General features: G+C 65.4%; 23 protein-coding genes and 1 tRNA gene. 5 read left to right on the top strand and 19 right to left on the bottom strand.

Going from position 1 to position 26,334, the window contains the following annotated elements:
- The first annotated feature begins 55 nt into the window (after positions 1-55).
- Together zapD and ACLBKS_RS01560 are read left to right on the top strand one after the other, a co-directional pair.
- Entirely contained in the window at positions 56-811 is a 756-nt protein-coding gene (gene zapD / locus ACLBKS_RS01565) for a cell division protein ZapD (RefSeq protein ID WP_410191433.1), read from the top strand.
- Between the two features lie 19 nt (positions 812-830).
- Entirely contained in the window at positions 831-1,061 is a 231-nt protein-coding gene (locus ACLBKS_RS01560) for a DNA gyrase inhibitor YacG (protein ID WP_410191037.1), read from the top strand.
- A gap of 36 nt (positions 1,062-1,097) precedes the next feature.
- Here the strand turns inward: ACLBKS_RS01560 and ACLBKS_RS01555 are convergent, their stop codons facing one another.
- A complete protein-coding gene (locus tag ACLBKS_RS01555; RefSeq protein ID WP_410191036.1) occupies positions 1,098-2,057 on the bottom strand; it encodes a helix-turn-helix transcriptional regulator in 960 nt (319 codons plus the stop codon).
- A gap of 90 nt (positions 2,058-2,147) precedes the next feature.
- Between ACLBKS_RS01555 and ACLBKS_RS01550 the strand changes: the two genes are divergently transcribed.
- Entirely contained in the window at positions 2,148-2,756 is a 609-nt protein-coding gene (locus ACLBKS_RS01550; protein ID WP_410191035.1) for a glutathione S-transferase family protein, read from the top strand.
- On the opposite strand, the gene ACLBKS_RS01545 is transcribed toward ACLBKS_RS01550, so the two are convergent.
- The 5 genes from ACLBKS_RS01545 to ACLBKS_RS01525 form a co-directional block, all read right to left on the bottom strand.
- A complete protein-coding gene (locus ACLBKS_RS01545; protein ID WP_410191034.1) occupies positions 2,746-3,168 on the bottom strand; it encodes an NUDIX domain-containing protein in 423 nt (140 codons plus the stop codon). The genes ACLBKS_RS01550 and ACLBKS_RS01545 overlap by 11 nt on opposite strands.
- A gap of 82 nt (positions 3,169-3,250) precedes the next feature.
- Positions 3,251-4,132 (bottom strand): ATP-binding protein, encoded by an 882-nt coding sequence (locus ACLBKS_RS01540; protein WP_410191033.1) that lies wholly within the window; start codon positions 4,130-4,132, stop codon positions 3,251-3,253.
- A 25-nt stretch (positions 4,133-4,157) separates the two neighbouring features.
- On the bottom strand, positions 4,158-5,402 hold the full coding sequence (gene argJ, locus ACLBKS_RS01535) for a bifunctional glutamate N-acetyltransferase/amino-acid acetyltransferase ArgJ (protein WP_410191032.1): 1,245 nt from the start codon (positions 5,400-5,402) through the stop codon (positions 4,158-4,160).
- A gap of 126 nt (positions 5,403-5,528) precedes the next feature.
- A complete protein-coding gene (gene secA / locus ACLBKS_RS01530) occupies positions 5,529-8,273 on the bottom strand; it encodes a preprotein translocase subunit SecA (RefSeq protein WP_410191031.1) in 2,745 nt (914 codons plus the stop codon).
- A 174-nt stretch (positions 8,274-8,447) separates the two neighbouring features.
- The gene (locus ACLBKS_RS01525; RefSeq protein ID WP_410191030.1) at positions 8,448-9,566 is read right to left on the bottom strand and encodes a M23 family metallopeptidase; all 1,119 of its coding nucleotides are present in this window, start codon (positions 9,564-9,566) and stop codon (positions 8,448-8,450) included.
- 105 nt (positions 9,567-9,671) lie between these two features.
- On the opposite strand from ACLBKS_RS01525, the gene ACLBKS_RS01520 reads away from it, so the two are divergent.
- Entirely contained in the window at positions 9,672-9,992 is a 321-nt protein-coding gene (locus tag ACLBKS_RS01520; protein WP_410191029.1) for a hypothetical protein, read from the top strand.
- Positions 9,993-10,086: 94 nt separating this feature from the next.
- Here the strand turns inward: ACLBKS_RS01520 and ACLBKS_RS01515 are convergent.
- Together ACLBKS_RS01515 and ACLBKS_RS01510 are read right to left on the bottom strand one after the other, a co-directional pair.
- Positions 10,087-10,162 (bottom strand) — tRNA-Thr (locus ACLBKS_RS01515).
- A 123-nt stretch (positions 10,163-10,285) separates the two neighbouring features.
- Positions 10,286-11,326, bottom strand: coding sequence for a porin (locus tag ACLBKS_RS01510; RefSeq protein WP_410191028.1), 1,041 nt, complete (start codon positions 11,324-11,326; stop codon positions 10,286-10,288).
- A 562-nt stretch (positions 11,327-11,888) separates the two neighbouring features.
- On the opposite strand from ACLBKS_RS01510, the gene coq7 reads away from it, so the two are divergent.
- Complete coding sequence (gene coq7 / locus ACLBKS_RS01505) at positions 11,889-12,548, top strand: 2-polyprenyl-3-methyl-6-methoxy-1,4-benzoquinone monooxygenase (RefSeq protein WP_410191027.1); 660 nt, start codon at positions 11,889-11,891, stop codon at positions 12,546-12,548.
- Between the two features lie 70 nt (positions 12,549-12,618).
- Here coq7 and ACLBKS_RS01500 read toward each other — a convergent pair whose 3' ends face one another.
- From ACLBKS_RS01500 to mraY, 11 genes are all read right to left on the bottom strand, one after another.
- Entirely contained in the window at positions 12,619-12,795 is a 177-nt protein-coding gene (locus ACLBKS_RS01500) for a hypothetical protein (protein ID WP_006296188.1), read from the bottom strand.
- A gap of 55 nt (positions 12,796-12,850) precedes the next feature.
- Entirely contained in the window at positions 12,851-13,774 is a 924-nt protein-coding gene (gene lpxC, locus ACLBKS_RS01495) for a UDP-3-O-acyl-N-acetylglucosamine deacetylase (RefSeq protein WP_410191026.1), read from the bottom strand.
- Positions 13,775-14,007: 233 nt separating this feature from the next.
- On the bottom strand, positions 14,008-15,435 hold the full coding sequence (ftsZ, locus tag ACLBKS_RS01490) for a cell division protein FtsZ (protein ID WP_410191432.1): 1,428 nt from the start codon (positions 15,433-15,435) through the stop codon (positions 14,008-14,010).
- A 200-nt stretch (positions 15,436-15,635) separates the two neighbouring features.
- Positions 15,636-16,883 carry a cell division protein FtsA gene (gene ftsA, locus ACLBKS_RS01485; protein ID WP_410191025.1) on the bottom strand — a complete coding sequence of 416 codons (1,248 nt, stop codon included), beginning with the start codon at positions 16,881-16,883 and terminating at the stop codon, positions 15,636-15,638.
- A gap of 26 nt (positions 16,884-16,909) precedes the next feature.
- Positions 16,910-17,818, bottom strand: coding sequence for a cell division protein FtsQ/DivIB (locus tag ACLBKS_RS01480; RefSeq protein WP_410191024.1), 909 nt, complete (start codon positions 17,816-17,818; stop codon positions 16,910-16,912).
- The gene (locus ACLBKS_RS01475; RefSeq protein WP_410191023.1) at positions 17,815-18,816 is read right to left on the bottom strand and encodes a D-alanine--D-alanine ligase; all 1,002 of its coding nucleotides are present in this window, start codon (positions 18,814-18,816) and stop codon (positions 17,815-17,817) included. The genes ACLBKS_RS01480 and ACLBKS_RS01475 overlap by 4 nt, the downstream gene beginning before the upstream one ends.
- Positions 18,813-20,246 (bottom strand): UDP-N-acetylmuramate--L-alanine ligase, encoded by a 1,434-nt coding sequence (gene murC / locus ACLBKS_RS01470; protein WP_410191022.1) that lies wholly within the window; start codon positions 20,244-20,246, stop codon positions 18,813-18,815. Before murC ends, ACLBKS_RS01475 begins: the two co-directional genes overlap by 4 nt.
- 67 nt (positions 20,247-20,313) lie before the next feature.
- The gene (gene murG, locus ACLBKS_RS01465) at positions 20,314-21,408 is read right to left on the bottom strand and encodes an undecaprenyldiphospho-muramoylpentapeptide beta-N-acetylglucosaminyltransferase (protein WP_410191021.1); all 1,095 of its coding nucleotides are present in this window, start codon (positions 21,406-21,408) and stop codon (positions 20,314-20,316) included.
- 238 nt (positions 21,409-21,646) lie between these two features.
- The gene (gene ftsW, locus ACLBKS_RS01460) at positions 21,647-22,954 is read right to left on the bottom strand and encodes a putative lipid II flippase FtsW (RefSeq protein WP_410191431.1); all 1,308 of its coding nucleotides are present in this window, start codon (positions 22,952-22,954) and stop codon (positions 21,647-21,649) included.
- Between the two features lie 221 nt (positions 22,955-23,175).
- Positions 23,176-25,131: a UDP-N-acetylmuramoyl-L-alanine--D-glutamate ligase gene (gene murD, locus ACLBKS_RS01455; protein ID WP_410191020.1), complete on the bottom strand. Its 1,956-nt coding sequence runs from the start codon at positions 25,129-25,131 to the stop codon at positions 23,176-23,178.
- Between the two features lie 10 nt (positions 25,132-25,141).
- Positions 25,142-26,317 (bottom strand): phospho-N-acetylmuramoyl-pentapeptide-transferase, encoded by a 1,176-nt coding sequence (mraY, locus tag ACLBKS_RS01450; protein WP_410191019.1) that lies wholly within the window; start codon positions 26,315-26,317, stop codon positions 25,142-25,144.
- Between the last annotated feature and the right edge of the window lie 17 nt (positions 26,318-26,334).

Genomic DNA, 26,334 nt, shown 5'->3' with positions numbered 1-26,334 from the left:
CAACCCTCGGACCATTTGCCCGGCTATGATTGCCGCAGAGTCCGCGCCCATTGATGTGATCACTTACGAATACCCCTTCAACGAACGCATACGGACCTACCTCCGACTGGAGAGTCTGTTTCGCCGCCTGCTCGAACTGGTCGCGCGCGAGGAAGCGCTGGACCACCATTACGCACTCGCCAGCCTGTTCGAGGTGATGGAGGTCGGCATGCGCTCCGACCTGCGCGCCGAGGTACTGCGCGATCTCGAGAAGCAAAAGCAGATGCTCAACGGCTACCGAGACAAACCCGGAATCGCCCAAGCTGTGCTGGATGAAGTCTTGCAACAGCTCGACGAAAGCTACGGGCAACTGACCAGCCTGACGGGCAAGACCGGCGCCATGTTGATGGAAAACGAGTGGCTCATGGGCATCCGCAGCCGCATCAACATTCCTGGCGGTGCCTGCGCCTTCGACCTGCCCGCCTACTTCGCCTGGCAGAACGAAAGCGCCGAGCGCCGCCGCGCCGACCTGCACCGCTGGATCAGCCCGCTGACGCCCCTCGCCGCGGCCATCACACTGCTGCTCACGCTGCAACGCGATTCGGGCGTGCCGCAAAAGGTGCTGGCCAATGGCGGCCAATACCAGCAGGGCCTGCCGCAGGGCCGCGCTTTCCAATTGCTGCGCCTGGTGATCGACCCGGCGCTGGGGCTCATCCCCGAGATCAGCGGCAACCGGCTGATGCTGTCCATTCGCCTGATGCGCAAGGACGACAACGACCGCCTGCACGCTTGCACCGAAGACACCAGCTTTGAACTGACCCTCTGCTCCTGAGGGTGTCGAGGTTGCCGTGATGAATCGCCCACCGAGCGAAACCAAGCCCCAGCAGCAGCACCAGGCCCGCGTGGTACCCTGCCCCCGCTGTGGTGGCGACAGCGTCTACGCCCCCAGCAACCCTTACCGCCCTTTCTGCAGCGACCGTTGCAAGAAGGTAGACCTGGGCGCATGGGCCAGCGAGAGTTTTCGCGTGCCCACGGAAGCACCCCCAGAAGACGAGCAGTACGGCGATCCGCGCCTACAGTGACGCCGCCAGGGGGTCGGCGCCACATCGAGCTTGACCTCACTTCCTCGTGCAGCGCAGGGCGCGCTCTGCGGCCGCGCGCACGCGGTCCTTGAGGGCGGTCGGCGCCAGCACCTCGAAATCCACCTCCAAGGCCATCAACCAATACACGAGCGGATCAAGCCCTTGAGCGCCCCATTCCAGCAGGCAACGCTGGGCGTCCAGCGGCTGCACCACGCCGGCCCAGGACGGAATACGGCGCGCCATGACCTCGTGCGGCGCCTGCAGCATCACGCGTGCCTGCTCGGGATAAGGCGCCACCGCCAGAGAGCGTGACACGTAGGCGCGCAGGTCACCGCCCTCGGGCCCAGGGCGCGGCGCGAAATGCGCACCCACGACAGGTTCGCCGACGATGCGGTCAAGACGGAAGGTGCGCCAGTCGGCGCGCGTCAGGTCCCAGGCCACGAGGTACCAGCGCTGCCCCGTGTGCACCACGCCCTGAGGCTCCAACGCCCGCTGGGCACTGCGCCCCCGGATGTCGGTGTAGCTCAGATCCAGCCGCAGTTGGTCGCGGCAGGCCGCCGCCAACGTAGCCAGCAGCGTGGCATCCACGATGGGGCCGGTGCGGTCCAGGGGCAGGATGGCCGAACGCAAGGCGTCCACGCGGCGGCGCAGGCGCGCGGGCATGGCCTGCTCCAACTTGACCAGGGCGCGCAAGGCGGGTTCCTCGATGCCGCCCACCGCGCCCGCCGTGGCCGTGCGCAAGGCGATCGACACCGCCAAGGCCTCCTCGTCGTCGAGCATCAGGGGCGGCAGGGCCTGGCCCGCCCGGAAGGCGTAACCGCCCGCGACACCACTGCTCGCGTGCACCGGGTAACCCAGCTGGCGCAGCCGGTCGATGTCGCGCCGCAGGGTGCGCGGGTGCACGGCCAGACGCTCGGCCAGTTCGGTCCCGCCCCAATGGCTGCGGGTCTGCAGCAGGGACAGCAGGCGCAGCAGGCGGGAGGAAGAACTCAGCATGGCCGCACTCTACCCTTGATTGAGGGCTAAAACTGTCCGCAATGGCATCTACAGTGCGCACACCTTTTAACCACCTCCCAGGAGCTTTCCATGTCCATCGTCCTCTACTGGCACCCCATGTCCAGCGCCACCCCCATCGCCTGCTCCCTGGTCGAACTGGGCGTGCCGCACGAACGTGTGAAGGTCGACATTCGCGCGGGCGAGCAACGCCGCCCGGACTACCTGGCGCTCAACCCCAATGGGAAGGTGCCGACCCTGACCGTGAACGGCGCGCCCATGTTCGAGGCCTTGGCCATCCACCTGTGGCTGGGCCACAGCTTCGGTGTCGAGCGCGGGTTGTGGCCCAAAGGCGGCACGCCAGAGCACCTGCAGGCCATGTCCTGGTGCACCTGGGCCTACGTGACCTACGGCGCGGTGCTGGTGCGTCTGCAGGTCGCCACGCAAGGCGAGGAAGCGCTGCGTGACCCGGTCCACGCCGAAGCCGCCCGCCAAGGACTGAACCAGTTGCTGGCCTTGCTGGATGCGCGCCTGGCCGCACAGCCCTGGATGCTGGGCACGGAATACTCGCTGGTGGACCTGGTGGTGGGTTCCGTCATCGGCTACAGCGTCTACGTCGGGGCGCCGGTGAACGCGCACCCTCACGTGCAAGCCTGGCTGACGCGGGTGCAGGCGCGGCCAGCGATGCAGATCAACGCGTGAGCGAGGCGCCGCGGGATTCCGCTTCCAGCCAATCGAGTACCGGGTAGGCGCCCGGCAGCACGGGCGAGACCGTGAGCGGGAAGGTCTGCCAAGCCATTTGCTGACCTTCGCGCATCTCGAACTCGCCCGACCAGGCGCGCACCTTGCACCAGTGCAGGCGCACCAGGGCGTGCGGGTAGTCGTGCTCGGTGACCTTCCAGACCTCGGCGTCGGCAATGGTCACGCCCAGTTCCTCGATCAGCTCACGCCTCAGGGCCTGGGCCACGGTTTCACCCGCCTCCAGCTTGCCGCCCGGGAACTCCCAATAACCGGCATAGGGCTTGCCCTCGGGCCGGCTGGACAGCAGCAGCGCGCCGTCCTCCCGGATCAGGATGCCGACGGCGACTTCGGTGTGCTGGCGGGGTTCGCTCATGCGGGCCTCCGCTGGACCAAGCACAAGAGCGCCCGCCCCCCTCGGGCGACGGCGTATGCACGGCGTGACGCGCGTGAGGACTTCATGCGCCGTGCCGCCCCGCGTAGTCGCGCGCGAACTGGTAGGCCACGCGTCCGCTGCGAGAGCCGCGCTCCAGAGCCCACACCAGGGCCTCGGGCTGCGCCTTGGTGATGTCGGCCTCGCCAACACCGAAGGAGCGCAACCACTGCACGGCGATGCTCAGGTACTCGTCTTGGCTGAAGGGGTAGAAGCTCACCCACAGGCCGAAGCGCTCAGAGAGGGAAATCTTTTCCTCCACCACCTCACCCGGATGGATCTCGCCGTCCTCGCTGGTGGTGTATGTCAGGTTGTCCTTCATGTGCTCGGGCAGCAGGTGACGGCGGTTGCTCGTCACGTAGATCACCATGTTCGGCGTGGCCGCAGCCACCGAGCCGTCCAGGATGGACTTGAGTGCCTTGTAGCCGCCCTCGCCGTCCTCGAAGCTGAGGTCATCGCAGAAGATGATGAACTTCTCCGGCCGCTGCGCGATCACCTCCACGATGTCGGGCAGGTCCACCAGATCGCTCTTGTCGACCTCGATCAAGCGCAGGCCCTGGTCGGCATAGGCGTGCAGGCAGGCGCGGATCAAAGACGATTTACCGGTGCCGCGCGCGCCCGTCAGCAGCACATTGTTCGCGGGCAGACCGCGCACGAACTGCTCGGTGTTGCGCAGGATCTTGTCCTTCTGCGGTTCGATTTCCTTCAGGTCGTCCAATTGCATGCGCCCGACATGGCGCACCGGCTCGATCAGCCCCTGACCCGAACTGCGCTTGCGGTAGCGAAACGCAATGGACGCGGCCCAGTCCGGCTGCGCGAAGGTGCCTGCGGGCGGCTGCAGGATGGCTTCCACGCGGGCCAGCACCTGCTCCGCGCGTTCCAACAGACGTAGAAATTGCTCGTTCATGGCGCGTTAGGCAGCCGAGTCGGCTTCAGCTTCTGTAGTCGGCGTTGATGGACACGTAGTCGTGGCTGAAGTCGCAGGTCCAGACCGTGTCCGAGGCCTGTCCGCGCCCCAGCACCACACGCACGGTGATTTCGCTTTGCTTCATCACGCGTTGGCCGTCTTCTTCGCGGTAGTCCGGATGGCGCCCGCCTTTTACGGCCACGTGCACGTCGTCGAGGTAAAGATCGATGCCGCCCTGATCCAGATCGGAGATGCCGGCATACCCCACAGCAGCCAGGATGCGGCCCAAGTTGGGGTCACTCGCATAAAACGCGGTCTTGACCAAGGGCGAATGCGCGATCGCGTAGGCGGCCAGGCGGCATTCCTCTGCAGTGCGTCCACCTTCCACCCGCACGGTGATGAATTTGGTGGCCCCTTCTCCATCGCGCACCAGGGCCTGAGCCAACTGACGCGCCACGCCCAGCAGCGCGGCCTTGAGCGCGTGACCCTCAGCGCTGTCCAACGAGGTGATCTCTGCGTGCGCGGCCTGGTTGGTGGCAATCAGAATGAAGGAGTCGTTGGTCGAGGTGTCGCCATCCACCGTCACGCGGTTGAAGGAACCCTCGGCGATTTCGAAGGCCAGTTGGCGGGCCACGGCGGGACTGACCTTCGCGTCGGTGGCGAGGTAACCCAACATGGTCGCCATGTTGGGGCGGATCATGCCCGCGCCCTTGCTGATGCCCGTGATGCTGACGGTGACGCCGCCGATGTCTGCCCTGGCGCTGACCGCCTTGGGCAGCGTGTCCGTGGTCATGATGCCTTCGGCGGCACGCAGCCATTGCGCGCCAGAAGCACCGTTCTTGGCATCGGCCAAGGCCGCAGGCAGGCCCGCGATGATTCGGTCGTGCGGCAGCGGTTCCATGATGACGCCGGTCGAGAAAGGCAACACCTGCTCGCGCGCGACGTTCAGATGCTGGGCCAGCGCATCGCAGGTTTCGCGCGCGCGCCGCAGGCCATCGGCGCCGGTCCCTGCATTCGCGTTGCCGGTGTTGATCACCAAGGCACGTACACGGTTCCCAGCTTGAGCCAGATGCTCGCGACCAATCTGCACCGGCGCGGCGCAGAAGCGGTTTTGCGTGAACACGCCCGCCACCGTCGCGCCCTCATCGAGCAGAAACACCGTCAAGTCCTTGCGATTCGCCTTGCGCACGCCGGCTTCGGCGACGCCAATGCGTACGCCCGCAATGGGCAAGAGTTCAGCGGGGTTCGGGGCGGAGAGGTTGACGGGCATAAGAAAACTCTTTCAACAAAGAGGCTCCCTCTGCGCGGGCACTCGCGGAGCTGGCTTTGCCAGATCGCTGAGTGCGCCCCCTGAGCGGGGGGACGCGAGTCAGACGCAGTGGGCGAGAGTCAGGGGTTAGCTCAATTTCCCGTGACAGTGCTTGTACTTCTTGCCGCTGCCGCAAGGACAGGGGTCGTTGCGGCCGACCTTGGGCACGGCTGCCACGGCGGTGGCGGCATCCAGTCGGGTCTCGGCCTCGCCGGTCTCGGTGGGCGCGGTGTAACGCACATTGCTCAGGTGTTCGCCCTGTTGCTCCAGTGCCTCGGCGGCCTGGCCGATCTGTTCGCTGGACTGCACGCGCACCGTCATCAACAGGCGAGTCACGTCGTTCTTGATGGCGTCGAGCAAGAGACCGAACAGCTCGAAGGCCTCGCGCTTGTACTCCTGCTTGGGCTGTTTCTGCGCGTAGCCGCGCAAGTGGATGCCCTGGCGCAGGTAGTCCAGCGCGCTCAGGTGCTCGCGCCAGTGCGTGTCGATGCTCTGCAGCAGCACCATGCGTTCGAACTGCGTGAACTGCTCGATGCCGACCAAGTCCACCTTGGCCTTGTAGGACGCATGCGCGGCGGCCAGCACTTGCTCGAGGATGTCCTCGTCACTGATGGCGTCGGCCTGCTCCACGGTCTGACGCAGGGGCAAATTCAGCTGCCATTCGTCGTGCAAGGCCTTTTCGAGGCCGGGCAAGTCCCACTGCTCTTCCACCGACCCCTCGGGAACGTACTGGTGAACGAGGTCGGAGAAGCACCCCTCACGCAAGCCGGCGATCTGGGTCGACAGGTCTGGCGCGTCGATGATGGCGTTGCGCTGCTGGTAGATCACCTTGCGCTGGTCGTTCGCCACGTCGTCGTATTCGAGCAGTTGCTTGCGGATGTCGAAGTTGCGCGCCTCGACCTTGCGCTGCGCGCTTTCGATGCTGCGCGTGACGATGCCCGCCTCGATCGCCTCACCCTCGGGCATCTTGAGGCGTTCCATGATGGCGCGCACGCGGTCGCCCGCGAAGATGCGCATCAACGCGTCATCCAGGCTCAGGTAGAACCGGGACGAGCCAGGGTCGCCTTGGCGGCCCGAACGGCCACGCAGCTGGTTGTCGATGCGGCGGCTTTCGTGCCGCTCGGTGGCGATGATGCGCAGGCCGCCCAGGGCGACGACCTTGTCGTGTTCCTCGGTCCACTGAGCACGCAAAGCGTCGATCTTCTGCTGCTTGGCCGCTGCGTCGAGCGCGGGATCGGCCTCCACGGCCTCCACCGTTTTTTCAACGTTGCCTCCCAGCACGATGTCCGTGCCACGGCCCGCCATGTTGGTGGCGATGGTGATGGCCTTCAGGCGACCGGCCTGGGCAATGATGTCCGCTTCGCGCGCGTGCTGCTTGGCGTTGAGCACCTGGTGCGGCAACTTCTCTTTTTCAAGCAGCCTATCGATGATTTCGGAGTTCTCGATGGAGGTCGTGCCCACCAACACGGGCTGGCCGCGCTCATAGCATTCGCGGATGTCGGCGATGGCGGCTTGGTACTTCTCTTGCGTGCTCTTGTAGACGCGGTCGAGCTGATCCTGGCGGCGGCTGGGCCGATGCGGCGGAATCACCACCGTTTCAAGGCCGTAGATTTCCTGGAACTCGTAAGCCTCGGTGTCGGCCGTGCCGGTCATGCCACCGAGCTTGCCGTAGAGACGGAAATAGTTCTGGAAGGTGATGCTGGCCAGGGTCTGGTTCTCGGCCTGGATCTTCACGCCTTCCTTGGCCTCGACGGCCTGGTGCAGGCCATCGCTCCAGCGCCGCCCCGTCATCAGGCGACCGGTGAACTCGTCGACGATGACCACCTGCCCCTCCTGCACCACGTAATGCTGGTCGCGGTGGTAGAGGTGGCGCGCGCGCAGGCCCGCGTTGAGATGGTGCATCAGCGAGATATGCGCCGGGTCATACAGGCTGGCCCCCTCGGGCAGCAGTCCGGCCTGGGCCAACAGGGCCTCGGCCTTTTCGTGGCCCGACTCGGTTAGGAAGACTTGGTGGCTCTTTTCGTCCACCGTGAAGTCGCCCGGCTTGATGACGCCCTCGCCGGTGCGCGGATCGGCCTCGCCCTCCTGACGGGTGAGCTGCGGCGCGAGCTTGTTGATGGCGAGGTAGAGGGCCGTGTGGTCCTCGGCCTGCCCGCTGATGATGAGCGGCGTGCGCGCCTCGTCGATCAGGATGGAGTCCACCTCGTCGACGATGGCGTAATGCAGTCCGCGTTGCACGCGGTCCGCCGCCTCGTAGACCATGTTGTCACGCAGGTAGTCGAAGCCGTACTCGTTGTTGGTGCCGTAGGTGATGTCGGCGGCGTAAGCGGCTTGCTTCTGCTCGCGCGGCATTTGCGGAAGGTTGATGCCGACACTCAACCCCAGGAAGTTGTAGAGCTTCTCCATCCAGCGCGCGTCGCGGCTGGCGAGGTAATCGTTCACCGTCACCACGTGCACGCCCTGACCGGCCAGGGCGTTGAGGTAGACCGCCAGCGTGGCGGTCAAGGTCTTACCCTCGCCCGTGCGCATTTCGGCGACCTTGCCCTGGTGTAGCGCCATGCCGCCGATCAGCTGCACGTCGAAGTGGCGCATTTTCATCACGCGGCGCGAAGCCTCTCGCACGACGGCGAACGCTTCGGGCAGCAATTTGTCCAGGCTTTCGCCCTGGGCAACACGCTGACGGAATTCAGCCGTCTTTGCCTGCAGGGCGGCATCGTCCAGTTGGGTCAGGCCAGGTTCCAGCGCGTTGATGCGCGCGACCACAGCGCGGTATTGCTTGAGCAGGCGCTCGTTGCGGCTGCCGAAGATTTTGGTGAGGATGTTGATGCCCATGAACGCGACGCGTCCCGGCCAGCCTCCGCGCCGGATGGGCGGGACGGGTCCGGGACTCTTATCCGGTGACCGATAGGTTGAATATGGAAGCCCGCCGCCCGCGTGCCAGGCTGTCGGGCGCGGCTGAACGGCGCATTCTACCCGTCGGGTAGAACACCTCTTTGGGCCGTGGGGTCAGCGCGGAGCCACCGGCAGGACCGCAGGCTTGCCGGCAACCGAGGCTTGGGCGGCGGCCGCCGCCGCAGCAGAATGAGCCGCGTCGAGATTGGCAGATTCCACGGGCGCCGCATCGGCTCCCGTTTCAACGACGCGCGTGGGCTTGGGCGGCAAGCCGCTAGGCTGGATGGTCGCGGCGAACCGCAATTGCTGGTCCAAGCGACTACGGCTGGCATTCATGAACTTGTTGGGGTCCTGCGGCACGCCGCGCACCAGTACCTCGAAGTGCATGTGCGGGCCCGTCGAGCGGCCGGTGTTGCCCGACAAGGCCACATGCTGGCCACGCTTGACGAGGTCACCCTTCTTCACCAGCAACTTGGAGTTGTGGGCGTACCGAGTGATCATGTCCTTGCCATGGTCGATCTCAACCAGATTGCCGTAGTCAGGTCGCAGTTCGGAAGTCACGACGACGCCGCCGGCCGCCGCGAGCACCGGCGTGCCCAGTGGGGTCTGGTAATCGATGCCCGTGTGCAGGGCCGCCCGGCCCGTGAAAGGATCGATGCGCCAACCGAAGCCCGAACCGAAACCGAACTCCACGGGATGCGAAGTCGGGATCATCATGGTGCGAACCTTCTGCTCGAACAGACGGGACTCGGCCACCGCCATGATGTCCGTGCGACGACGCGTGGCACGCTCCAGATCGGACATGATCTTTTGAAGTTCCTGCATGGACAGGGGGCGGCTGTCCAGCCCCTCGACCAAGGCACCGCCCTGACCCGGCTTGGCGCGCACTTGGGCGGGGTCAATGCCAGCCATGCCGGCCACACGCTCACTGATCGATTCAAGCTGCAGCAGCTTGGCCTGCATCTCGCCAATCCGACGCGCCATGGCGTCGAGGTTGTCACGCATGAAACGCTCGCGCAGGGCCATCTCGTCCTGCACCATCCAGCGGACCAGAGAGCCGATCACCGGCCAGTTCTCGCGCGCACCCTTCAGAAACACCCAGTGGTACAGGCCCGCTGCGGCCATGAGCAGCACCAGCATCGCGGTCACACCCGCGAGCAGCAACTGCGTGCCGCTCAAATGGATTGAGCGCCGCTTGGACACCCAAGAGGGGTCCGTGATAATCACATGCATCGTCTTCCCTTTCCGTTGCAGGCCTGTTCGAAGCGCCGAGCCTCAAGGCCTGGCGGCGAAATGCCGGCATCACGCCCTTGGTATATCGGCAACCCGCCGCATTGCATGAACGCCCATCCGTCGCGCCATCATCCGCCCCTGAGCCTGCAAGAGGCAGCCCAAGCATCGCCGGTATTGGCTCGCCTGAGCGAACTGAGCCGGGAATCACAAGCCCGGCTACTTGCCATTCGACCGATATTACCAGCCGTGTTACAACTTGCGGTGCAAGCGGGCCCCATTGAGGGGCGCAATTGGTGTCTGATTGTTAAAAATAACGCGGCGGCCGCGAAAATTCGACAGTTGATACCCGCATTCGAGGCCCAGCTGCGCAGTCGGGGGCTTGCCGTGGACAGCATCCGGATCAAGGTGCAGTCATCAGGCCTTTGAGCACGTTTGAATCCGCAAAGCAAAAAACCCGTCACGCTGACAAACAGCGTGCGGGTTTCAGCAGATGACTGGCAGCAGTTTGCGCAAGTCTGAATGGTGCCGCCTGTCGGATTCGAACTGACGACCTACCGCTTACAAGGCGGTTGCTCTACCAACTGAGCTAAGGCGGCACGAGCCGCATTCTAACCGGGCATCCGCGCTTCAAAACGGAAAGAAAAATCCCCGCTACGTTGCCGCAGCGGGGATCTATCACTCAGTTCAACAGTCGACTTGCGTCAACTGATGAGCAGCGATCAGTAGTTGACGCGCAGGCCAGCCAGCGTGGTGGTCACGCCGTCGCCGTTGTTCCAGTCGTCACCCTCGGTGGAGATGTAGCGGGCGTAGATCGAGGTGTTCTTGCTCAGGGCATAGTTCACACCCACGGCGATCTGGTTCACATCACCGGTGGTCTTGACATCGGCGTCATCCGTCAGCATCTGGTAATTCACGCCCAAGGTCAGCTGCTCGGACAGCGGCACGATCGCTTGGAAGTTAGAGCCAGAGTTGAAGTCTTCGCCATCCTTGGTGTAGACGTGGTAGCCAACGCCCAGCGTGGCAAAGCCCAGGTTGTACTGGAAGCCCAGGTGCGTCAGTTGCTCTTCAACAGCACCCGTGGACTTGTTTTCGCTCAGCGAGTAAACGGCCACGCCCGCATTGATCGGGCCAGCCTTATAGAAAGCGCCGATATCGGTCTTCGAAGCGGTTTCCGTACCAGCATCGTCTTCCGAGGCAGGCACATACATCAGCTGGGCGCTGAAGCCGCTGAAGTTGGGCGTTTCGTACACGATGGAGCCCGGTTGGCGGGTCAAGTTCGTGCCGAACATCGCCAAGGAGGGGGTGCCCGTGCCCGTGCCGGAACCGGAGGCGTAAACACCGCCGGCGTTCTGACGGCCACCGTCCTTGGTGCCGAACGGCGCGCCACGCAGGCCGCTCTGGATCGTCAGGGACGGTTGGTTCGGGGCGCCCAACTTGATGGAGCCGAAACCGCCTTGCAGACCGACATAACGCTCGCCCGTGCCGTCGGCCGACGAAGAACCTTGGTCGGCGCCGGTACCGCCGGTGAAGTTGAAGTCGTGCTCATACAGACCAATCGCCTTCAGGCCATCACCCAGATCTTCGCTCACGCGGAGGTACAGGCCCGTCGTGCCGGAACCGTCACGCCCCACACCGGTCTTCTTAGCCGTGCCGTTGTCAGACATACGCAGTGTCGAGTCGATCGTGCCAAACACGGTCACGTCGGCCATCGCGCCAGCAGCAGCGAACAGGGCAGCCGCAGCAATCAGGGTCTTTTTCATGTGGAAAGTTCTCCAAAGGTTAAACAAGAGGTCCCAAGACTGGGTTCTTCAAGAGGCCGAGGCAGCGGCAGGCCGTGAAGCCATGCGATGCTGGGGTGGACCCCTGGTTCACCTCCTCAAGCAAGGAAGTTGGGCGCTATTGCACCAGAAGGCCTAGGCCCAAGACAACGTGAAAACCCTGAAGTCACCGCTTTGTCACACGCGATGTGGTGCTGAGGCAACAAACGCTGAGGGCCAAATTTCCTTGGGCCATAACCATATCGCCAAGTTCGAGTCTGAGCGACGTTTTCTTGTTACACATAGCTCGCCGTACCTGCCTCTCTTGCCTGTTGCTAGTGACTGGATGGTCAGCTCAATAGACACCCGCCAGTCACCGATTTAAGCGTTGCCAGCGTCTTGTTTCGCTTCCTCTTGCCAACGCACCAACGCTCACTGCATGAATATCTGCTGGCATCAGCAAACCGCGACCGGGACGCTTCGTGCCGCATGCCATCCTTCATCCCTTTGACTTGGATCATCTTGTGGGACGCCCCGGGCTGGAGCGCCGAGGCACAATCCTCCCATGCGTTCAAGTCCGATGCCCGAGTCTTTTTCTGACGCCCTGCTCACCGCCGCCGACACGGCGCTGCGCACCCTGTTCGCACCGCCTCGCGCGGCCCGAGCCACGCCTCGCGCGGTGCACTCTGAGCCCGTCGCGGCGCAGGCGCTGAGCGCGGAGGACAAGCGTTTGTCGGCCTCGCTGATGCGAGTGAACCACGTCGGCGAAGTCTGTGCCCAAGCCCTGTACACGGCGCAGGCCCTGGCCACGCCCGACCCGTCGTTGCGTCGACACTTCATGCGCGCCTGCAATGAGGAGACCGACCACCTGGCCTGGACGAAACAGCGTCTGGATGAACTGGGCTCACGCCCCTCCCTGCTCAACCCGCTGTGGTACGCCGGAGCCTTCGGTATTGGGCTGGTGGCGGGCCGCATGGGCAATGCCATCAGCCTGGGTTTCGTGGTGGAAACGGAGCGCCAGGTGGAAGCGCACCTGGACAGTCACCTGGAACGCCTGCCCTTAGGCGACGCGGCCTCGCGAGCGATCGTGGCGCAGATGAGCAAGGACGAAGCGGGTCACGCCTCAGAAGCGTTGAACGCAGGCGCAGCGGAGTTGCCCGGCCCAGTCAAGGGCCTGATGCGAGCTGCCGCCAAGGTGATGACGACCACCGCGCATCACATCTGACTCAGCCAGTGGCGCTGAAGAGGGAACAGAGGGCGCCGACAGCCGCAGTCGAGCCCTGCCCGCCGCGAGCTCAGGCGATCCGTGAAACGATCAGGACCGCGAAGAACAGCAGCGCGGCGATGATGGTCCACTTCAGCGTGAGCAGACCCCAACGACGATAACGGGACTGACCGGTCCCCGCGTAAAAAGCAAAGCAGACGGCTGCGCCCATCAGCAGCAAGAGCATGGCCCAGCGAAACAGCAGCATCGGAAAAAGACTCGCTAAGTTTTGAGGGAGAAACGGCTCACGCGACGGTGAGGATTTACCAGGCGCGCGCCAGTTGCGCGTAACCCTTCGGCGCGAGCTTTTCGTTCTCGAACGTCACGACCTCCCAGGCGTCCTCGTGCGCCAGCAATTCCCGCAGCAATTTGTTGTTCATGGCGTGGCCCGAACGGAAGGCGGAATAGCTGGCCAGCAAGGGCTTGCCCAGGATGTAGAGGTCACCCATGGCGTCGAGGATCTTGTGCTTCACGAACTCATCGTCGTAGCGCAGCCCCCCCGCGTTGAGCACCTTGTAGTCATCCATCACGATGGCGTTGTCCATGCCGCCGCCCAGGGCCAAGCCATTGGCACGCATCATCTCCACGTCCTTGGTGAAGCCAAAGGTGCGCGCACGCGCAATGTCGCGCGAGTAGTTGTGCACGCTCAAATCAAACTCGACGCGCTGGCCCGTGGAGTCCACCGCGGGGTGATGAAAGTCAATTTCGAAACTCAGCTTGTAGCCATGGAAGGGGTCCAGGCGCGCCCATTTGACGTTCTGCCCCTCGCCTTCACGCACTTCCACCGGCTTCTTGATGCGCACGAAACGCTTGGGCGCGTTCTGCAGCTCGATGCCCGCGCTTTGCAGCAAGAAGACAAAGCTGGCGGAGGAACCATCCAGAATGGGCACTTCCTCGGCCGTGATGTCGATGTAGAGGTTGTCGATGCCCAGGCCCGCGCAAGCCGACATCAGGTGCTCGACCGTGTTCACCCGTGCCCCTCCGTGGCTCAGGGTGGAGGCCATGCGGGTGTCGCTGACGGCCATCGTTCCCACGGGAATGTCCACCGGCTCAGGCAGATCCACACGGCGAAACACGATGCCCGTGTCCGGCTGCGCCGGACGCAGCGTGATTTCCACGCGCTGCCCGCCATGCAGGCCCACGCCCACCGCGCGGGTCAGAGATTTGAGGGTGCGTTGTTGCAACATGGCGACTATTTTAAGTTAGCAAGCCCTCACAGGGCCTGTTTTGCCTCAGAAACCTTGACTATCGCTGCAATAGTTTGCTTGTGACAACCGCTCCTCAGCTCCGCAACGGCTAAAGATTGATGGCCCGGCAAGCGTAGCGAGCGAGCCGAGGTGCGCCCGAGCAGCGCAGCCGTACTTCTGTACGGCGAGCAGCATAGGGCGCAGATCGGCCCGCGCAGTAGCTTGACGGGTCATCAATCAGCTTGCTTGCGCAGGAAGGCGGGAATCTCCAAGTCTTCCATCCCCCCCGCCGACAGCGCGTCAACCTTGGCCGCGGCCTGAGTGCGGTCACGAGTGCGCCAAACGGCGGGCGAAGCCATCTGGTTGTAGTCGGCTTGCGGTGCTGCAGGCGGAGTCATGCCCGGCAGGTTGCCCTGCGCGGCGGCAGCGCGCTCGGCCACCCGAGCCTGGGCCGCGGCGCGTGCAGCGCTGGAAGACGACGCACTCAGCGAAGCGCCCGGCTGACCCAGTGGTGAAGTGAAGGGCTGTGCCGAGGGCTGAGACATGGGCTGGCTCAGCGGCTGGGTCAAGGTGGGAGGCGCGGAAACCGGCGCCGCGTTGATCGGGTTGTTCAGCGTCGGCACCTGCATGGGCGCGCCGATGGCATCGTGCGTGCCGGTGCGCAGCACTTGCAGCGGAGGCGCCGTGCGGCGCCCACCCTGGCGAATGGACAAGCCCGTGGCCACCACGGTGACGCGCAGGTCTTCACCCAGGGTGTCGTCATACGCCGTGCCAAAGATCACCATGGCCTCGGGGGCCGCGTAGGCGCGGATGGTGTTCATCGCCAGCTTGGTCTCGGCCAGCTTGAAGTTCTCTTTGGACGCCGTGATCAGCACCAGCACGCCCCGCGCGCCGGACAGATCAATGCCTTCCAGCAACGGGCTGGCCACGGCCTGTTCCGCGGCGATGCGCGCGCGGTCGGGGCCGCTGGCGCGGGCCGTGCCCATCATGGCCTTGCCGGGCTCGCCCATGACGGAGCGCACGTCGTTGAAGTCCACGTTCAATTCGCCGGGCGTGGTGATGATCTCGGCGATGCCGCCCACGGCGTTCTTGAGCACGTCGTTGGCGTAGGCGAAAGCCTGGGCCTGGGTGATTTCATCGCCCAGCACTTCCAGCAGTTTCTCGTTGAGCACCACGATCAGAGAATCGACATTGGCTTCCAGCTCGGCCAGGCCCGCGTCGGCATTGATCATGCGGCGGCCACCTTCCCATTCGAAGGGCTTGGTCACGACAGCCACCGTCAGAATGCCCATCTCGCGCGCGATACGCGCAATCACCGGTGCCGCGCCCGTGCCCGTGCCGCCCCCCATGCCGGCCGTGATGAACAGCATGTGCGCGCCCGTGATGGCCTCGCGGATCTGGTCCTCCGCCGCTTCGGCCGCCTCACGGCCCTTCTCGGGTTTGCTGCCCGCGCCCAGGCCGCTGCGGCCCAGCTGAATCTTGCGCGCGGCACTGCTGCGACCCAGGGCCTGGGCGTCGGTGTTGGCGCAGATGAACTCCACGCCCTGGACGTCGCGCTCGATCATGTGCTCGACCGCGTTGCCGCCGCCGCCGCCCACGCCGATGACCTTGATCTGCGTGCCGCGGTCGAATTCGGATTCGTCGATGATTTCGATGTTCATGCTGCTCATAGCTTGCTCCTTGCTATCCGTGTCAGTTGCCTTGATTGATTGAAATTCTGTCTTGCCGTTCGGCTTGTTTTTCACGCGTGTCGACCTTCACCCGCTGGCGCGCGCCCGTCGCCATCGGTGCCGCGGACTTCGGCCCGGGCTGCCTCGGGCCCATCGGTGAAGGTAGAGCGTGGTCATGTTCGGGCTCTGCCTCAGAAATTGCTGATGAACCAGTCCCGCAAGCGCGTGACCTTGCTCTTGACCGAATGCAGGGGATTGCCCGTGCCCACGCGGTAGCCGCGCAAACGGGCCAATCGAGCCTCCTCCAACATCCCCATCACGGTGGCCGCACGCGGCTGGCCGACCAGTTCAGCCCCCTTGCCATTGAACTTCGGCACGCCGCGCCGCACGGGCTTGAGGAAAATGTCTTCACCCAACTCGATGATGCCGGGCATGAGGGCGCTGCCGCCCGTCAACACGATGCCCGAGGACAACACCTCCTCGCAGCCGGACTCACGCAACACCTGCTGCACCAGGGTGAAGATTTCCTCCACGCGCGGCTCGATCACGCCCGCCAAGGCCTGCTTGCCCAGCATGCGGGGACCACGGTCACCCAAACCGGGCACTTCGAGTTGTCCGTCTGGATCGGCGAGCAGTTGCTTGGCGCAACCGTTCTCGACCTTGATGTCCTCGGCGTCCTTGGTCGGCGTGCGCAGCGCCATGGCGATGTCGCTGGTGATGAGATCGCCCGCGATCGGGATCACCGAGGTGTGTCGGATCGCGCCGCCGGTGAACACGGCCACGTCGGTCGCGCCCGCGCCGATGTCGACCAGGGCCACGCCCAGCTCCTTCTCGTCCTCGGTCAGCACCGAGAGGCTGGAGGCCAGCGGATTCAGCATGAGCTGCTCCACCTCCAGCCCGCAGCGGCGCACGCACTTGACGATGTTTTCCGCCGCACTGGCCGCGCCGGTCACGATGTGCACCTTGGCTTCGAGCCGGATGCCGCTCATGCCCACCGGTTCGCGAACATCCTGGCCATCGATGATGAATTCCTGCGGCTCCACCAGCAGCAGGCGCTGGTCATTCGGGATGTTGATGGCCTTGGCCGTCTCCACCACGCGCGCCACGTCGGCCTGCGTGACTTCACGGTCCTTCACCGCGACCATGCCGCTGGAATTGATGCCGCGGATGTGGCTGCCCGTGATGCCGGTGTAAACACTGCTGATCCGGCAATCAGCCATCAACTCGGCCTCGCGCAGCGCCTGCTGGATGCTGTGCACCGTGGCGTCGATGTTCACCACCACGCCGCGCTTGAGCCCCGTCGACGGCGCGATGCCCAAGCCCACCAGCCGCAGCTCGCCCGCGTGCGGTCCCTCGTGCATGACCTCGGCCACCACCGCCATCACCTTGGAGGTGCCGATGTCGAGGCCGACGACCAGATCTTTGTATTCCTTTGCCATAGAGGTGCGCGTCCTTCGCTTGTGCCTTACTTTGTCCGCGCCTTGTCCAGGGCCGCGACCGTGCTCACGCCCCGCAGGCGCAGCGCATAACCCTGGGCGTAACGCAGATCGGCGCCTTCCAGCGCGGTGAGATCGCGCCGGTGGTGCGCCGCCACCTGAGCCGCCGTGTCCAGAAACCGTTGCAGGCGCGCCTTGACCTCGGGGGCTTCGCCGCCGCCAAGCTCGATCAAGGCCACGCTGCCCACTCCCTGCTGCCTTCCCCGGGGCGCGGCGGCCACTTGCCGGACGCCGAGCTGCCAGTTGCCGCGTGGGGTCAGCACCAGGCTGGCCGTGCGCAAGCCCTGCGGAACCAAGAGCGGCTCCATCTCGCGCTGCATCGCCAACACCTCGGTGGCACGTGCCACCGGACCGTCCAAGCGGGGCAGGTTCTCGGCCTCGACCTCGTCCAGATTGGCCTCGAACACCTCGCCCTGACGGTTGAGCAGAGCCTGCGCTCCCGCCCCCTGATCGGTGCCCTGTTCCTGGCCCCAGTAGGCGGCGGGTTGGTGTTCCTCGAGGATCACGCGCAGGCGATTCGGAAATTCACGCTGAACCACCGCGCGCCGCACCCAGGGTTGCGCCTCGAACACGCGCTGTACGGCGGACAAATCCACGGTCAGGAAGGTGCCCTGAATGTGCGGCATCACGCGGGCGCGCAAGGTCCTTGCATTGCTGTGCCGCACGTCACCCAGCACGGTCAAGCCGCTGATGGAGAACACCGGATGCTGCATCACCCAGCGTGCGAAATAGGTCAACGCCAACAGCACGAAAACCACCAGCAGAGCGCGCGCCAGGCCATTCATCAGGCGCACGTCGAAGGTGGCGCTCGCAGGCACGGCCGGACCCGCCGCCGCGGAAGCGGTGGACGCGGAGCTGGCCGTCGTCTTTTTCTTCATGCGCCCTCACTCCGTGCCGAAGGCTCGGCCCCGCCAGCCGCGGCCTTGTCCTGCCGCGCGTGATCGAGCGTCGCCGTCGCCAGCAGGCGCAGGCAGAGGTCCTCGTAACTGATGCCCGCCGCCTTGGCCGACATGGGCACCAGCGAGTGCCCCGTCATGCCGGGCGAGGCGTTGATCTCCAACAAGTACGGCTTGCGCGACTTGGCATCGATCATCACATCGGCGCGTGCCCAGCCACGGCAGCCCAGCGCGTGAAAGGACTGAAGCACCAGTTGCTGAATGCGCGCCTCTTCGCCCTCGGGCAAGCCACTGGGGATGAGGTACTGCGTGTCGTCGCTGAAGTACTTGTGCTCGTAGTCATAGTTGCCGCCTGGCGCGACGATGCGGATGGCGGGCAGCGCCCGCGCCTCGGCACCACTGCCGAGCACCGGCACAGTCACTTCGTCGCCCGCGATGAACTGCTCGCAGAGCACCAGCGGGTCATGCTGGGCCGCCAGCCGGTAGGCCTGCGCGCACTGCGCGACATCCATCACCTTGGTCAAACCGATGGTCGAGCCTTCACGCGCGGGCTTGACGATCATCGGCGCGCCCAGCTCCGCCAAGGCGGCGCGGGTCTCGTCCGCGCTCGTCACATTTTTCCAGCGCGGCGTGGGCAGTCCCTCGGCCAGCCAGATGCGTTTGGTCATCACCTTGTCCATGGCAACGCTGGAAGCCAGCACGCCGCTGCCGGTGTACGGGATACCCAGCAATTCCAATGCGCCCTGAACCGTGCCGTCTTCTCCAAAACGGCCGTGCAAGGCGATGAAGCAGCGCGCGTAACCGTCTCGCTTGAGCTCGCCCAGCTCGCGCTGCGCGGGGTCGAAGGCGTGCGCGTCCACGCCGCGCGACTGCAGCGCCTTGAGCACGCCCGCGCCCGACATCAACGAGACCTCGCGCTCGGCCGACGCGCCGCCCATCAGCACCGCGACTTTGCCAAGTTGACTTCCCAGAACGCTCACTTCACTTTCTCCACAAGCCCGGGGGCAGACGCGCCCCCCAGTTCCACCACTTTCGCGGGCACGCCGCCGATCGAGCCCGCGCCCATGCACATCACCACGTCGCCCGAGCGCGCCAAGTCCAGAATGGTCTGGGGCATGGCGGCGATGTCGTCCACGAACACCGGCTCCACCTTGGCCGCCACGCGCAAGGCGCGGGCCAGGCTGCGCCCGTCGGCTGCGACGATGGGGCTCTCGCCCGCCGCGTAAACCTCGGCCAACAACACCGCGTCGGCGCTCTCGCCGATGACCTTGACGAAATCCTCGAAGCAATCTCGCGTGCGCGTGTAGCGGTGCGGCTGGAAGGCCAGCACCAAGCGCTGCCCGGGGAAGGCGCCGCGCGCTGCGGACAAGGTCGCGGCCATCTCCACCGGGTGGTGGCCATAGTCGTCGATCAGCGTGAAAGTGCCGCCCCCCTTGGCGGGAATCTCGCCATAACGCTGGAAGCGCCGACCCACGCCCTTGAATTCGGCCAAAGCCTTGAGCAGCGCCGCGTCCGGAATTTCCAGCTCGGCCGCGACGGCAATGGCCGACAAGGCGTTGAGCACGTTGTGCCGACCCGCGAGATTGAGCACCACCTCCAAGTCGGGCAACACCACGCCGTTGCGCCGCTGGGCGGTGAAATGCATTTGCCCGCCCACCGCGCGCACATTGACCGCGCGCACCTGCGCGTTGTCGCCAAAACCGTAGCTGGTGATCGGGCAGTTCACCGTGTCCGCGACCTCGCGCACGGCCGGGTCGTCCGTGCAGAGGATGGCCGTGCCGTAGAAGGGCATGCGGTGCAGGAAATCAACGAAGGCCTGCTTGAGGCGGCCGAAGTCGTGCCCGTAGGTCTCCATGTGGTCGGCGTCGATGTTGGTCACCACCGAGAGCACGGGCAGCAGGTTCAGGAAGGAGGCATCGCTCTCGTCCGCCTCCACCACGATGAACTCGCCCTGTCCCAGGCGCGCGTTCGCGCCCGCGCTGTTGAGTCGGCCACCGATCACGAAGGTCGGGTCCAGCCCGGCCTCGGCCAGCACGCTGGCGACCAGGCTGGTCGTGGTCGTCTTGCCGTGCGTGCCCGCGATGGCGATGCCGCGCTTGAGGCGCATCAGTTCGGCCAGCATGACGGCGCGCGGAACGATGGGAATGTGCTTGTCGCGGGCGGCCAGCACCTCGGGGTTGTCGGCCTTCACCGCGGTGGACGTCACCACCGCATCCGCGTCCGCGACGTGCTGGGCCGCATGCCCCACGAAGGTCCGGATGCCCAGGCCCGCCAGACGCCGCAGCGTGGCGCTGTCGGACAGGTCCGAGCCCGAGATCGTGTAGCCCAGGTTGTGCAGCACCTCGGCGATGCCGGACATGCCCGCGCCGCCCACGCCGACGAAATGAATGTGCTTGATCGCGTGCTTCATCCAAACTCCTTCATTTCGTTGGCATACCGAATGCACGACGAAATGAGACTGTGCTTGATCGCGTGGTTCATGCCACGCCTCCCGTCAATTCTTCGCAGGCCGACACGACCCGCTGGGTCGCGTCGGTCTTGCGCAGGGCGTAAGCTGCTTCGGCTCGCCGAAGCAGCTCCTCGCGCGACGCGTTTTTCAACAACAGCGACAAGCCCGCCGTCGTCAAGTCCTTCTGCTGGATCAGCCAACCACCGCCCGCGTCGACCAAGAAGCGCGCGTTCGCGGTCTGGTGATCGTCCACCGCGGCCGGAAAGGGCACGAAGATGGCCGCGGCGCCAATGGCAGCGATCTCCGTCACCGTGCTCGCGCCCGCCCGAGCGACGATCAGGTCGGCCTGCGCGTAGGCGCTGGCCGTGTCCTCGATGAAGGGCGTCAACTCCGCCTCCACGCCCGCGGTCGCGTAATTGGCGCGCAGCGTGTCGATCTGCTTGCTGCCGCTCTGATGGATGACCCGCGGCCGTTGAGCATGCGGCACATGGGCCAGGGCCTTGGGCACGATGTCGTTGAGGGCTTGAGCACCCAGGCTGCCCCCCACCACCAGGACCCGCAAGGGCCCTTGACGGCCAGCGAATCGCTCGGTGGGCGTGGGATGCCGAAGGAACTCCGCGCGCAAGGGGTTGCCAACCCACTGGGCCTTGCGCAGCCCGCCCGGTTGATCGGACGGAAACGCCGAGTAAACCCGATCGGCCACCCCGGACAACACCTTGTTCACCAGACCGGCGACGGAGTTCTGTTCGTGCAGCACCAAGGGCTTGCCCAGCAGCACCCCCATCATCCCGCCTGGGAAGGCGATGTAGCCGCCCAGGCCCACGATCACATCGGGCCGCACGCGGCGGATCACGACGATGCTTTGCCAAAACGCGCGCAGCAGGTGGAAAGGCAGCAGGAACAGCCGACGCAATCCCTTGCCGCGCACACCGCCAAAGTCCACGTGCTCCAAGGTGAAACCGCGCGGAGGCACCAGCGTGCCCTCCATGTGCTCGCGGTGACCCAGCCAATGCACACGCCAACCCTTATCGCGCAAGGCCTCGGCGACCGCCAGCCCGGGGAAGATGTGCCCCCCCGTGCCGCCCGCCATGATCAGGGCGCATTTTTGTTTTTGCGGCGTCATGCCCGGCCTCCTGCATGCGCACGGGCGCGCCGCACAGCGCTGACGCGCTGTTGCCCGTTTTGACGAAACAGACAACTCATGCCCGGCCTCCGTGCTTGCGCACGGCTGCGCCGTGCAGCGCTGACGCGCTGTTGCCCGTTTTGATGAAACAGACAACTCATGCCCGGCCTCCGTGCATGCGCACGGCTGCGCCGTGCAGCGCTGACGCGCTGTTGCCCGTTTTGATGAAACAGACAACTCATGCCCGGCCTCCGTGCATGAGTTGTCTGTTTTCAAAATCCACGCGCAGTACCAGCGCGATGGCGATCAGGTTCATCAGAATCGCCGATCCTCCGTAGCTCATGAAAGGCAAAGTCAATCCCTTGGTGGGCAGAGCGCCCAGGTTCACGCCCATGTTGATGAAGGCCTGGAAACCGATCCAGATGCCAACGCCCTGCGCCACCAGGCCCGCGAACACGCGGTCGAGCGCGATGGCCTGGCGGCCGATGTGCATGATGCGGCGGGTCAGCCAGAAGAACAGCCCGGCCAGGGTCAGCACGCCGACCAGACCGAACTCCTCGCCAATCACGGCCAACAAGAAGTCGGTGTGGGCTTCGGGCAGCCAATGGAGTTTTTCCACGCTCCCACCGAGACCCACGCCGAAGATCTGACCGCGGCCGAAGGCAATCAGCGCGTGCGAGAGTTGATAGCCCTTGCCCAAGGCGTGCTGCTCGCTCCAGGGATCGAGGTAAGCAAAGATGCGCTCGCGGCGCCATTCGCTGGCGGCGATCATCAGCACGAAGGCCACCAGCAGGATGCTCGCGATCAGGAAGGACATGCGGGCGTTGACGCCGCCCAAGAAGAGGATGCCCATGGCGATGACGGCGATCACCATGAAGGCACCCATGTCGGGCTCGGCCAGCAACAGCACCCCGATCAGCGCCACCGCCAAACCCATGGGTGCAACGGCGCGGAAGAAATGCTCCTTCACTTCCATCTTGCGCACCATGTAGCCTGCGGCGTACAGCAGCACCGCGAGCTTGGCGGCTTCGGAGGGCTGGAAGTTCATGAACCCCAGCGAGAACCAGCGCCGCGCGCCGTTCACCTCACGCCCCACGCCCGGCACCAGCACCAGGGCAAGCAGCAGCAGGGAGCCCAGCAACAGCCACGGTGCGAGCTGTTCCCAGCGGTCCATCGGAATGCGGAAAGCAACCACGGCCAGCACGACACCCGCGCACAGCGCCACGGCGTGGCGCAGCAGAAAGTAACCCTGTCCGTATTGCGCAAACCGGGGGTTGTCCGGCAGGGCGATGGTGGCGGAATACACCATGATCAACCCCCAGGCCAGCAAAGCCACCAGCACACCGAGCAGGGCTTGATCGAAGGCCATCAACCGCGCAGGCAATCCCGCATCGCCTTGTCCATAAAGGTAGCTGCGCCGCGTGGAACCCAGGTCGACCGTGGCGCCGCCACCGAAGGCGCCAGCACCAAAGGTGCTGTTGCCAAAGTTGCTGGTGCCAAAACCCGTGCCAGCGCCATACAGACCCACCTTGACGGGCAGTTCCATGGGCGGCTCGTTGTCCTCTTGAGAGGCTGGCACACCCCGTCGGCCTTGCCACCGCAGGCGCAGCCCTTGCCAGGCCAGCCGCGCACCGCCGGACACCAGACGCCACACATGGCCTGAGGCCGTGCTGATCAAGCTGCCCAGGGACGCAGCCATCGCGCCCAGATGCGCCATCGCCTTGGCCCCCAGGCGAGCCGGCATGCCTTCACCTTCGGTGCGGAGATTCACAGTTCACCTCCCGCGTCCTGGGCCAGGGCCCGCACCGCCTCGACAAAGACACGGGCGCGGTGCTCGTAGTTGTCGAACATGTCGAAACTCGCGCAGGCGGGCGAGAGCAGCACGGCATCTCCCGCGCGCGCCTGCTGGCTCGCCAGTCGCACGGCGTCGGCCATGTCCTTACCATCCAGCAGCGGGACGCCGCAGTCCTGCACGGCGGCGCGGATCTGGGGCGCGTCGCGCCCAATCAAGATGACCGCGCGCGCGTAGCGACCCACCGGATCGGCGAGTGGAGAGAAGTCCTGTCCCTTGCCTTCGCCCCCCAGGATCACGACGATGCGTGGCCCCGAGGCCTGGCCCACCAGGTCATCGGGTTCACCACCGACCGGTTGCGTGTTCATCGCTTCACCCAGGCCGACCAAGGCGGCCACGGTGGCGCCGACGTTCGTGCCCTTGCTGTCGTCGACGTACTCCACTTCGCGCACGATGGCCACGGGGGCCACGCGGTGGGGTTCACCCCGGTACTCGCGCAACCCAAACAGCAAAGGCCCGAGTGGGCAGCCCGCGGCCTGGGCCAGCGCCAGCGCGGCCAGGGCATTGGTCGCGTTGTGGCGGCCTCGGATGCGCAGCGCATCGGCAGGCAGCAGGCGCTGAATGAACAACTCCTCTTCCGGCGCTTCGCTCGCGGACCTGCGGCGCTTCTGTGTTTCGTCCCCATCCTGCGCGCGCACCAGCCAGGTCATGCCATTGACCTGCTCCAAACCATAGTCACCGGGACGGCGTGGCATGTCCACGCCAAAGCTGACCGTGGCGCGCGTGCGCGCCTTGGCGGCGCGGGTCTTCTCGCCCACCGGCGCGGAGACCATGGCGACCACGGACGGATCGTCCCGGTTCACCACGGCCAGCGCCTGTCGGCCGTACACGCGCGCCTTGGCTGCGGCATAGGCGGCCATGTCGGGGTGCCAATCGAGATGGTCCTGCGTGAGGTTGAGCACCACGGCAGCGGTCGGCTCGAAGCCTTGCACCTCGTCGAGTTGGAAGCTGGACAGCTCCAGCACCCAGACCTCGGGCAAAGCCTCGCCTTGCGCCGCCTGTGCGTCGAGCTTCTCGCTCAGCACATCGAGCAGGTTGGGACCAATGTTGCCCGCGATGGCCACGGTCTTGCCAGCCTGCTCCACCAGCAAGGCGGTCAGCGCCGTGGTCGTCGTCTTGCCGTTGGTGCCGGTGATGGCCAGCACCTTGGGGCGATAGCCCGCTGCGGAGGCCGCGCCAACCCGCTGGCCTTGAAGGTCGCGCAGCGCATGCGCGAACAAATCGAGCTCTCCACCGGTCCACAAGCCCCTCGCCCGCGCGGCTTGCCACACCGGCGCCACCTGCGCGGGCGACAGCCCCGGGCTTTTGAAGACCGCGCGCACGTCGCCTTGGTCCACGCCTTCGACCAGGGCCGCGCTGAATTCCCCCGCGATGAAGTTCGCGTGAGGCAGCTCGGCACGCAGGATGGCCAGCTGCGGCGGCGCGGCACGGGTATCGGCCACGCTCACGCGAGCGCCTTGGCGCGCGCACCAGCGCGCCATCGCCAAGCCCGAGGCGCCGAGTCCCAACACCAGCACATGCAAACCCTGGAGCGCCGAGACGGGTGGGGCATCGGCCTTCTCGGCGCCATCGGCAGGATCGCCCAGGTCGTCCTCGGCGGATGAGCCAAAAAGCTCGCCCGTGCCCGGCGTGGTTTCGGCAGGCTCGGATGGGGCGACCGATGCGGGCGCGCTGGGCGCGCCGTCGGCGGCAGCCGCATCGGCGAACAGCGCGGCCACGAAGGCAGCCGCCTCGCGACCCGCGGTCAGCGTGTCCATGCCCGGCACGGTGTGCGTGCGTCCCCCGGGCGGTGCCGATGGCACGCCCGCCAGCGGCACTTGCGTGGGCGCTGGCATCGGGGTGGACGGGGACAAGGACTCTTCGGGGTTCATCAGAATCGTTTCAACGCAGTTTCAAAGTGGCGAGGCCCGCCAAGCACAGCAGCATGGTGATGATCCAGAAGCGCACGACGACCTGCGTTTCCTTCCAACCGCTCTTCTCGAAATGGTGGTGCAGCGGGGCCATCTTCAAGAGGCGACGGCCTTCGCCGTATTTCCGCTTCGTGTATTTGAAGTAGGACACCTGCAACATCACCGACACCGCCTCGGCCACGAAGATGCCGCCCATGATGGCCAGCACGATCTCTTGCCGCACGATGACGGCGATGGTGCCGAGGGCGCCACCGAGGGCCAGCGCGCCCACGTCACCCATGAAGACCTGGGCCGGGTGCGCGTTGAACCAGAGGAAGGCCAAGCCTGCCCCCGCCATGGCGGCGCAGAAGATCAGCAGCTCGCCGGACCCGGGGATGTAGGGAAAGAGCAGGTACTTGGAATAAAAGACGCTGCCGCTGACGTAGGCGAAGACACCCAGTGCCGAACCGACCATCACCACGGGCATGATGGCCAGGCCATCCAGGCCATCCGTCAGGTTCACGGCATTGCTGGCGCCCACGATCACCAGGTAACTCAGCACAACGAAGCCAATCACGCCCAGCGGATAGCTGACCTGTTTGAAGAACGGCAACAGCAGTCCCGCCTTCGGTGGCAAGGTCACCTCGCCCGCCTTGACCCAGGTCATCAGCAGTTCCCACACGCTCTGGGTGCTGTCGGCTGAAATCGCGAACACCAGGTAGAAGGCCGCGACGATGCCGATGAGCGACTGCCAGAAATATTTCTCGCGCGAGCGCATGCCTTCCGGGTCCTTGCGCACCACCTTGCGCCAATCGTCCACCCAGCCGATGGCGCCGAAACCGAAGGTCACGAACAGCACGGCCCAGACAAAACGGTTGCCCAAGTCAAACCACAGCAAGGTCGAAACCGCGATGGCCAGCAGGATGAGCACGCCACCCATGGTGGGGGTGCCACTTTTGACCAAGTGCGTCTGCATGGCGTATTCGCGCACGGGCTGCCCGATCTTGAGCGCCGTCAGTCGGCGGATCACATAGGGGCCGGCGATCAAGCCGATGAAGAGCGCGGTCACCGCAGCGAGCACGGCGCGCAGCGTGAGGTACTGGAAGACGCGCAGGAAACCCAGTTCAGGGTACAGCGTCTGGAGCCATTGGGTCAGGCTCAGCAGCATGACGGGCTCCCTTGGAG

Source organism: Hylemonella sp. W303a (genome assembly GCF_046452315.1).
GTDB lineage: Bacteria > Pseudomonadota > Gammaproteobacteria > Burkholderiales > Burkholderiaceae_C > Hylemonella.
This window is presented reverse-complemented; position numbering and strand designations above follow the sequence as displayed.

Bases quoted from the DNA above. Each gene is read 5' to 3' on its own strand.
- mraY (WP_410191019.1), bottom strand. From the start codon at position 26,317: ATGCTGCTGAGCCTGACCCAATGGCTCCAGACGCTGTACCCTGAACTG.
- argJ (WP_410191032.1), bottom strand. From the start codon at position 5,402: ATGCCCGTCAACCTCTCCGCCCCGAACCCCGCTGAACTCTTGCCCATT.
- ACLBKS_RS01480 (WP_410191024.1), bottom strand. From the start codon at position 17,818: ATGAAGAAAAAGACGACGGCCAGCTCCGCGTCCACCGCTTCCGCGGCG.
- lpxC (WP_410191026.1), bottom strand. From the start codon at position 13,774: ATGTTGCAACAACGCACCCTCAAATCTCTGACCCGCGCGGTGGGCGTG.
- ACLBKS_RS01550 (WP_410191035.1), top strand. From the start codon at position 2,148: ATGTCCATCGTCCTCTACTGGCACCCCATGTCCAGCGCCACCCCCATC.
- ACLBKS_RS01540 (WP_410191033.1), bottom strand. From the start codon at position 4,132: ATGAACGAGCAATTTCTACGTCTGTTGGAACGCGCGGAGCAGGTGCTG.
- ACLBKS_RS01500 (WP_006296188.1), bottom strand. From the start codon at position 12,795: ATGCTGCTGTTTCGCTGGGCCATGCTCTTGCTGCTGATGGGCGCAGCC.
- ACLBKS_RS01525 (WP_410191030.1), bottom strand. From the start codon at position 9,566: ATGCATGTGATTATCACGGACCCCTCTTGGGTGTCCAAGCGGCGCTCA.
- murD (WP_410191020.1), bottom strand. From the start codon at position 25,131: ATGAACCCCGAAGAGTCCTTGTCCCCGTCCACCCCGATGCCAGCGCCC.
- ACLBKS_RS01555 (WP_410191036.1), bottom strand. From the start codon at position 2,057: ATGCTGAGTTCTTCCTCCCGCCTGCTGCGCCTGCTGTCCCTGCTGCAG.
- ftsA (WP_410191025.1), bottom strand. From the start codon at position 16,883: ATGGCAAAGGAATACAAAGATCTGGTCGTCGGCCTCGACATCGGCACC.
- secA (WP_410191031.1), bottom strand. From the start codon at position 8,273: ATGGGCATCAACATCCTCACCAAAATCTTCGGCAGCCGCAACGAGCGC.
- ftsZ (WP_410191432.1), bottom strand. From the start codon at position 15,435: ATGAACATCGAAATCATCGACGAATCCGAATTCGACCGCGGCACGCAG.
- murG (WP_410191021.1), bottom strand. From the start codon at position 21,408: ATGACGCCGCAAAAACAAAAATGCGCCCTGATCATGGCGGGCGGCACG.
- ACLBKS_RS01520 (WP_410191029.1), top strand. From the start codon at position 9,672: ATGAACGCCCATCCGTCGCGCCATCATCCGCCCCTGAGCCTGCAAGAG.
- ftsW (WP_410191431.1), bottom strand. From the start codon at position 22,954: ATGGAACTGCCCGTCAAGGTGGGTCTGTATGGCGCTGGCACGGGTTTT.
- ACLBKS_RS01545 (WP_410191034.1), bottom strand. From the start codon at position 3,168: ATGAGCGAACCCCGCCAGCACACCGAAGTCGCCGTCGGCATCCTGATC.
- coq7 (WP_410191027.1), top strand. From the start codon at position 11,889: ATGCGTTCAAGTCCGATGCCCGAGTCTTTTTCTGACGCCCTGCTCACC.
- ACLBKS_RS01510 (WP_410191028.1), bottom strand. From the start codon at position 11,326: ATGAAAAAGACCCTGATTGCTGCGGCTGCCCTGTTCGCTGCTGCTGGC.
- murC (WP_410191022.1), bottom strand. From the start codon at position 20,246: ATGAAGCACGCGATCAAGCACATTCATTTCGTCGGCGTGGGCGGCGCG.
- ACLBKS_RS01560 (WP_410191037.1), top strand. From the start codon at position 831: ATGAATCGCCCACCGAGCGAAACCAAGCCCCAGCAGCAGCACCAGGCC.